At 53.2% G+C, this 7,569-nt stretch carries 6 protein-coding genes; 2 read left to right on the plus strand and 4 right to left on the minus strand.

From position 1 onward, the window contains the following. Positions 1-493: 493 nt before the first annotated feature. The 4 genes from NWI01_RS19445 to NWI01_RS18185 form a co-directional block, all read right to left on the minus strand. Positions 494-1,000 (minus strand): hypothetical protein, encoded by a 507-nt coding sequence (locus tag NWI01_RS19445; RefSeq protein ID WP_210243014.1) that lies wholly within the window; start codon positions 998-1,000, stop codon positions 494-496. Beyond that, positions 997-1,524 (minus strand): sulfite exporter TauE/SafE family protein, encoded by a 528-nt coding sequence (locus tag NWI01_RS19450; RefSeq protein WP_210243015.1) that lies wholly within the window; start codon positions 1,522-1,524, stop codon positions 997-999. Before NWI01_RS19450 ends, NWI01_RS19445 begins: the two co-directional genes overlap by 4 nt. Positions 1,525-2,076: 552 nt before the next feature. After that, entirely contained in the window at positions 2,077-3,396 is a 1,320-nt protein-coding gene (locus NWI01_RS18180) for an ATP-binding protein (RefSeq protein ID WP_141385349.1), read from the minus strand. Next, positions 3,393-4,058, minus strand: a complete 666-nt coding sequence (locus NWI01_RS18185; RefSeq protein WP_141385350.1) for a response regulator transcription factor — start codon at positions 4,056-4,058, stop codon at positions 3,393-3,395. Before NWI01_RS18185 ends, NWI01_RS18180 begins: the two co-directional genes overlap by 4 nt. A 384-nt stretch (positions 4,059-4,442) precedes the next feature. Here NWI01_RS18185 and NWI01_RS18190 point away from each other — a divergent pair, with 384 nt between their 5' ends. Both NWI01_RS18190 and NWI01_RS18195 read left to right on the plus strand, forming a co-directional pair. Then, the gene (locus NWI01_RS18190) at positions 4,443-6,668 is read left to right on the plus strand and encodes a TonB-dependent receptor (RefSeq protein WP_244613891.1); all 2,226 of its coding nucleotides are present in this window, start codon (positions 4,443-4,445) and stop codon (positions 6,666-6,668) included. Positions 6,669-6,993: 325 nt separating this feature from the next. Beyond that, entirely contained in the window at positions 6,994-7,473 is a 480-nt protein-coding gene (locus tag NWI01_RS18195; protein WP_141385351.1) for a hypothetical protein, read from the plus strand. Positions 7,474-7,569: the final 96 nt, after the last annotated feature.

A 7,569-nucleotide genomic window follows, 5' to 3' on the forward strand; every position in this document is an offset into this window, starting at 1 on the left:
CGCCTTACGCGGGGACCCTATCCATACCACCGCTATCAAGATAGCCGCGACGATACCTAGAGTCTGTTATGGACTGATTCAGTTAGAGGATTCAGTTTGCAGGATGATTTGTAAACCTTATCCCTCTGACGTTTCCGAGACGACGTACCTGCCGTTCGAGATACGCGCGCTCATCCGCGCTGAGGATCAAGGGAGAAACCGGGCGTCCCGCCGCGTTGGCCATAACTGCGCTCCCGCACTCTTGCGAATGCCGCACATTATAATGAGACGAACTTCAGTTCCAAATGACTAGTTTGTGGATGTTAGGCCCACTCATGCCAACCAACGTTTGCTTCGGAAAAGATCGGATGATGCTTGCCGAGCGCCATCTCCGTGGTCGATGTTTCTCTCGGTCGATGTCGTGATCAAGCTGTGGTGATCGGTCTTCAGTTTGCTTCGCTGGTGACCCGGACGATCTGCATTTCTGACAATTGTTTGGCACCGTTGATGTTTCTCAGTCGAATTTTATTTTATTAATCAGACGGTTCTGACCATCAAAATAATAGGCTTCGTAAGAGATACCTTTCAGAGCGTACACTTTTTCGACATCGACTTTTTCGGCACCGCCCCGCAAGGCTTGGACGTAGTGTTGTCGCTCAGGCGAAAGAGATGACAGCGGAACAATTTTCTCGAATTCAAAGCCTTCATTGAAACTAGCCTCTACAGAATAGATCAAGGTACTCCAAGTCAATCTAGCGTTGAGCTCGCCAGCCTGGATGGCCACTCTAAGATCCGGGTCATTTGCAAGTTTGATACGGACGATTGCGCTGTTCAGTACCAATACTCCAGAGACCACCATGGCACTATAGCCAGCCCGCATAAATAGTCCCCTGGATACTCGATGCAGGACGAATTTTATGAAACCAGAGGACAGAACAGCGGCCAGCGCGACGAGCAAGCCGATTCCCATAGTTTTAAGCTGAAACAAACCCAATGACGCATAGAGATAGAGCTTGATCAAATGGAGCAAGACTTCGTTCGCGGCTCTGGTAGCGATGATTTCCTCATTGTCCAGACCACAAACTGGTTGAACAGGACACCAACCGCGCCTGTCAGACCAGAAATGAAACCTGCAAAAAAGCCGACCAATCTAATCTGCCATAGTGGAATAGTAAGCAATGCGGATACGGTATGCTTCGGTTCCTGCTTTCTAAAAAGCCAAGGAAGATTGGAGGCTAGAAATAGGCCCATGCACAACTCTAGATACATCGGCTCAAGATAACTCAACATTTTCACGCCTAGAATCACTCCCAAGATAGCCGTTGGCAAAAACAACTTGGCCATATCCCAATGAATGGCTTTGAAAAATATCCAGATTCTGGAAAATGAACTCGTTGCTGTTCCAAGCGTAAGCGCTGCTGGCACTTGGCTTATCGGGAGAGAATAGCCAAGGATTGGGATCAGCAATAATCCGGCGCCACCACCACAAAATGCACTAAGAGAAAATGCAATAAACGACGCAGCAAGAATAAATAAGTTGATCATGGGGTGTCGATTCTACGAAATGAAAATCGTGAGGTGGGGGGCCATCGTAAGGTGATTTGAGACTGATGAGGCCTTTTGCGAAGAGAGGCTCTGGCTCAGCAATGATAGAGCTTAAGTGTCTCTCAACTGATGCTGCAAGCGTTGGTTTGCGATGGTGGTACGCTTGATACGTTATCGGTTGTGAGGCGTCGGCCCGGTGACGGCGATCCGCGCGAGCGGATGAGGACTGATGCAGCCCATCAACGACAGAACAAACGCTATCTTGCCTGCGGCCGTCCCGATCGATAGACGGCCGGGCCGCGCCTGATGCTCCGTCAGTCCCATAGAAAAGTGCGCCGCGACGGTTCGGGCGCTGCCATCGCGCAGCCGAAACACCCCGTCGCTGAGCGCGGAGGAGTGCAAGGCGCATCGAGACTCAAAAAGCCATGAGCGGCAGCGTGTCGTGGAGAAGAACATTGTACATCGTCGTAGCCACGATGGCGAAAACAACAACAGACATACGATCGTCGGAGAAACGGATTGCAGACTTTCGCGTCGAAATGATCTGGCCGTCTACGCTGAGCGCTGGTTGAATACAATTGTTGCGACTGTGCCTTGGGCGTCCGTTCGTCTCTGATGGAATAACCCGATGTTGTTGCGATCCGCAGCCGTTTTGGCGATTGCCAAGCCAAGTCCGCTTCCTTCAATCTCTTGCGGCGCGGCTCGAAAAAAACGATCGTAGATGAAAGGCATGACATCTTCAGGGATGCCGGGCCCGCTGTCCATTACATCTATCCTTGGCTGATTTTCAGTGAGAGAGAGCTTCACTGTAACCACACTATCTCGCGATGAATAGCGGATCGCATTGTCGAGAAGAATCGATAGAATCTCTCGAATCGAGACGAGGTCTCCGCTACCTGAGATTGGATCGACGACGTCTCTCTCAAGATGGATACCATTTGCCGATGCCAAGGTGACGAAGTTTGCCAAGACGGAGGTAACGAGAGCGACGAGGTCGATCGTCTGGTTGCTGATTGCGGGACGGCCTTCAGTTCTGGCCATTTCTAACAATTGGCGAACCAGACGGGAAGATCGCCGCACTCCATCGCCGAGTTCATTTGCCAGCTCCCGGGATTGTTCGCTGAGGTCCGATGCGAGCAGATTGTCAGCCTGTATTTGCAGCGCTGCAAGGGGTGTCCGGAGTTCGTGGACGGCGTCGGCAACGAATCGTCGCTGGATTTCCAATGCATAACGATAGCGTGCAACCAGCTCATCAATCGCCGTGATCAGCGGAGTGATCTCCACCGGCACGCCTACGGGTCGAAGGGGTTCGTGCGCATCGAGGCTTCGTTTCCCGATGTCGGATGACAGGCGATGAAATCCACGCAGAGTTCGATCGATGGACCAGCGAATCAGAAGCCAGGCAAGAGGTATGGTCAGCAGCAAAGGAAGTGCCGCGCCTGTTGCGGCAAAAGATGCGATCTCGCGGCGGGCGCTCCAGGCTTGAGCAACTTGAGCGTTGTAGCGGGCCGTGCTCCAGCGATAGACCCGCCACATTTGACCATTTGCGACAGCATCGGCCAGACCGGGTTGAGGCGTCCACGGTATGTCGACTAAAGGTCCGCCGCGGTAAACAGTAGCCCCGGATTGATCCCAAACCTGGACCACGAGCTGGTCTTCATACTCCGTTTCAAAGTTCGTTGAAGTTCCTTCTGTCGGGTTTAATCGCAGCTTCTTGCTACCGGTTTTGATCGCAATTTCCTGCAACTGGGCATCTAGGAACTTGTTGGTTTCGTAAGTCACCAAGCCGAATGATGCGGCTGCGGCAGCCAGGCAGAAAGCTGCCAGCAATGCCGTGATCGGGGTAATGATCGTCGTCCGCAGCGAGTTCATGATTCGGCCTTGATGACCATCCAACCTGCCCCGCGTATGTTACGAATGATATCCTTTCCAAACTTCTTTCGTAGTCCGTGGATGACGACGTCGACCGCGTTGCTCTGGACCTCCTCGTTCCAGCCATAGATTCGGGTTTCGATCTGGGGGCGTGACTGTATCGTTCCGGGGTATTGCATCAGTACTTGCAGCACCGAGAATTCACGGGCGGAAAGTGTCGCCTCGACACCACGGAACGTTGCTACGTAGGTCGAAGGGTCGAGAGTGATCTCATGACTCACCATCAGCGAACCGGATCGGGCATTGAGCCGGCGCATCACGGCGCGGATGCGGGCGAGCAGGACATGAAGCTCGAACGGCTTTATGAGGTAATCGTCGGCGCCGAGATCTAGAGCGGTCACCATATCCTCTGCTTGATCGCGCGCCGTTATGATGAGGAGCGGCGGCATCCTTTTGTTGCTGCGCATAGCCTTCAGGATTTCGAATCCCGACATTTCCGGAAGTCCGATATCAAGTAGCGCTATCGTGTGCTCCGCGCGTGTAAGCGCAGCGAACCCATCGGACCCATCCTGGATCCAATCCACGCTCATACCGTTTTGTCTTAGGCCTCGGACCAGAGCCTTGCCGAACATCGCATCGTCTTCGATCAACAGAAGGCGCATTGTAATCGTCGGCTTGCTAGTTTGGTTCGAGATTCAAGATACGAGCGAGAATAAGCTCACGTCTGAAACGGCGAATGATTCGGGGTGCTTCACCTGTCAGAAGATTTTCTATCCCTTGATCAATCGCTATCTGTGGCCTGCACCCAGTTTGGATGACACCGCTTAGATCTGGTTGTCGGGTTCGATCAACAGTCCACGTCTCGACCTAGAGATATTCTAAATATGATCTAATTCCTACCTAATTCTACGACTCCAGATGCATGCGGGAATTCATTGGGATTCGGGGGAATACATCTGATGACTAACCTAGGTTGCTTGGTCGCGCGCTTTGGTCGGCGCTCATTTCTTCTCTCAACGAGCGCCGTGGTAGCGGTTGGCGCCGGAATGTTGGTGGATAGCAGCCCCACTTTTGCGCAGCAAACGCAATCCTCCGCCACGACTTTGCCGAAAGTGACGATTACTGCGCCGACACGTACTCGGCGCAATCGCGCAGCGACCGCGACACCGAGAACTGTCAGGCCGACCCGGCATGTTGCTGCATCCGCGCCCACGCCCAGAAATCCGCCCAGCGTGAACAGCCAGGATGCAAGGACAGGGCAATCTGGTTACATAACCCAGAGTATAAACAGCGCGACGCGAACGGACACCCCCCTCGTCAATGTCCCTCAATCCGTCACGGTTCTGACAAAGGATTTCATCCGGGATCAGGCCATCATGTCGGTCGGCGAGGCCACGCGCTATGTGCCAGGCGTGATCTATCAGCAGGGCGAAGGCCACCGTGATGATCTCATAATCCGTGGACAGCGGACCAATGCAGATTTCTTCACCAACGGAATTCGGGATGACGTGCAGTATTTCCGCGACTTCTACAATATCCAGCGGCTTGAGGTTTTGAAGGGCCCCAATGCCATGGTCTTCGGACGCGGCGGCGGCGGCGGTGTGGTCAATCGTGTGTTGAAGGAAGCCGATGGCACGCCGATTCGCGAGTTCACGGTCTGGGGAAGCTCTTATCCGGGAGCGCGCATGACGACTGACATCGGGCAGGCTGTCAATGAGAACTGGGCGGCCCGCTTTAATGCGATGTATGAAAATGCGGGCAGTTACCGAGATTTTGTGAATCTCGAGCGCTGGGCCGTCAATCCGACCGCCACGTTTGCACCAAACGATACCACGACGATCAAGCTGAGTTATGAGCACCTGCACGATCGTCGGACGCTTGATCGTGGCATCCCTGCGCAGATTCGCCCAGGTAACGCATTTCCGCGTTTTCCATACGAAACCTCGCCATCAACGTTCTTCGGCAATCCAAATCTGAGCTACGCAATCGCTGACGTTGATATTGGGATGGCGATTATCGATCACGACTTCGAAAACGGATTAACGGCTCGTAATTCCACCATGGCGGCAAACTATAGCAAATTCTATCAGAACGTTTTTCCAGGTGGCGGAACCAATGCGGGCGCGGTGAACGTTGGTGGCACATCCAGTAATCTATCAGCTTACAATAGCGAAACGGATCGAACCAACCTCTTCAATCGGACAGATCTGACCTATAAGTTTGACGCTGGTTTGACGCGCCACACGGTCCTCTTCGGAGGGGAGGTCGGTCGTCAGAGCGGCCTGAACTACCGCCAAAGCGGCTTCTTTAACGGCGTGTCATCGACGATCACGATTGATCCCAGAAATTCTGTTTCCAATGTTCCGGTGGAGTTCAGAAACACCGCTACGGATGCGAACAATATCTACAATCTTAATCTTGGCGCGGTCTTTGTTCAGGACCAGATCGAGATCACCCGTTATCTGCAGTTGATTGCAGGCGTGCGGTTCGATCACTTCGACCTTCAGTCACGAGATCGACGGACCAACGTTCTACTGGGCCGTGTCGACGATCTGGTATCGCCGCGTGCGAGCGTCGTTTTCAAACCGATGGACAATCTGTCGATCTATGGCAGCTATAGCGTGTCGTATCTTCCGAGTGCAGGCGATCAATTCAGCTTGCTTAATCCAGGGCTGGTGGTTGCGGCGCCGGAGAAGTTTGTAAACACCGAGGTTGGCGTCAAATACGATATCTTGCCTCGACTTCAGTTTGCCGCGGCGGTGTATGATCTCGAACGCACCAACCAGCGTGTTGCAGATCCAAACAATGCTGGTTTTTTCCTCCTCAACGGAGCAACCAGGACGCAGGGCTTTGAGGCGTCCCTTGCCGGCTACATCACGGATGCCTGGCAGGTGAATGCTGGGTATGCCTATACTGATGCCCGGATCGCAAGCAATCTTTCGGGAACGATTGTTGCCGGAAACCGCGTCGATCTCGTTCCTTATAATACCTTCTCTGTCTGGAATAAGTACCAGTTCAATCCGATGTGGGCCGGCGGCCTGGGGGTGATCCATTATTCGAGCTTCTTTGCGACGGCCGACAACACAGTCCGCATACCGGGGTTCACGCGTGTTGATGGCGCAATCATCGTGACTTTGAATGAGACGTGGCGCGCTCAGCTGAACATCGAGAACTTATTTGATCAAAGATACTATTCGACCGCACATAACAACAACAACATCATGCCCGGATCACCGCGTGTGTTTCGGTTGTCGGCTACAGCGAGATTCTGAGCGTTTGAAGCAGGCTCAGCTCCGAGCATCAGCTGTTCAAGGTGGGTAGTTGTTCGATGAGCGAGATATCTGGTCTTCGAAACCGTAATGTCACCGTAGACGACTCATCGTTGAGTTTGACGTTCGACGGTAAGTGGGATGAGTAGATTACAGTATCTATGCCCGCCGACCATTTGGATAAGCTCATGATATTACATGAACGAATCCAACAGGAGGTGCCTGTCGATGCTGAAACCGACGCTTTCGGAGCGCTTATCGTAAGGCAAAAGACGAACTCCGTAGGCCTGGAAGTCAGGCTGATGTGGATGAGAAGGGGTCAACTTTGATGGGTATGCATCCCGCTGTTGCTCAAGAACCTCAATCGTTTCGAACCTCTACTCCCGGCCGATATTCCTGGAGCAAATTTCTCCACCAACTGCGCGACGAAATCGCTGTGCTGTTGGCGACGGGACTCGATCGGGCGGAAGTTGCGCGCAAGCTTGACATATCGGAAACGGAGGTCCGCGCGCTCAGTCCGAAAGCACGGAAAGGAATGATGCGCCGCGATCTCTCTCGGCGGGCTGTCAATGCGCTGTTGAACGGTCGCTATGCTCATCTCGGCGGAAGGACATTTGGCAGCCGCGCCAAATGCCTTATTAAGATCGCTTCGGCCTATACCCGTGAGGAGCTCCTTATGGAGCCTGGTGTCGGAATCGTTGCTGCGATCGAGGTCGAGTTGTGGCTGAAAGAGCGGGGACGTTCGTTGGTAAAGGGGTTCGCCGAGGATGATGGTATCGATAAAGTCGCGACTAATTCTGTGTGCTGATAGCAAGCTCTCATCGCCATATTGTAATTTCAGAACTGGGTTGTGACGTAAGCCGGTAGTGGATGTGGAATGCTATTTTTCCGGGGTGTGAGCGGG

It is taken from the genome of Nitrobacter winogradskyi, assembly GCF_006539545.1.
GTDB classification, from domain to species: Bacteria; Pseudomonadota; Alphaproteobacteria; order Rhizobiales; family Xanthobacteraceae; genus Nitrobacter; species Nitrobacter winogradskyi_A.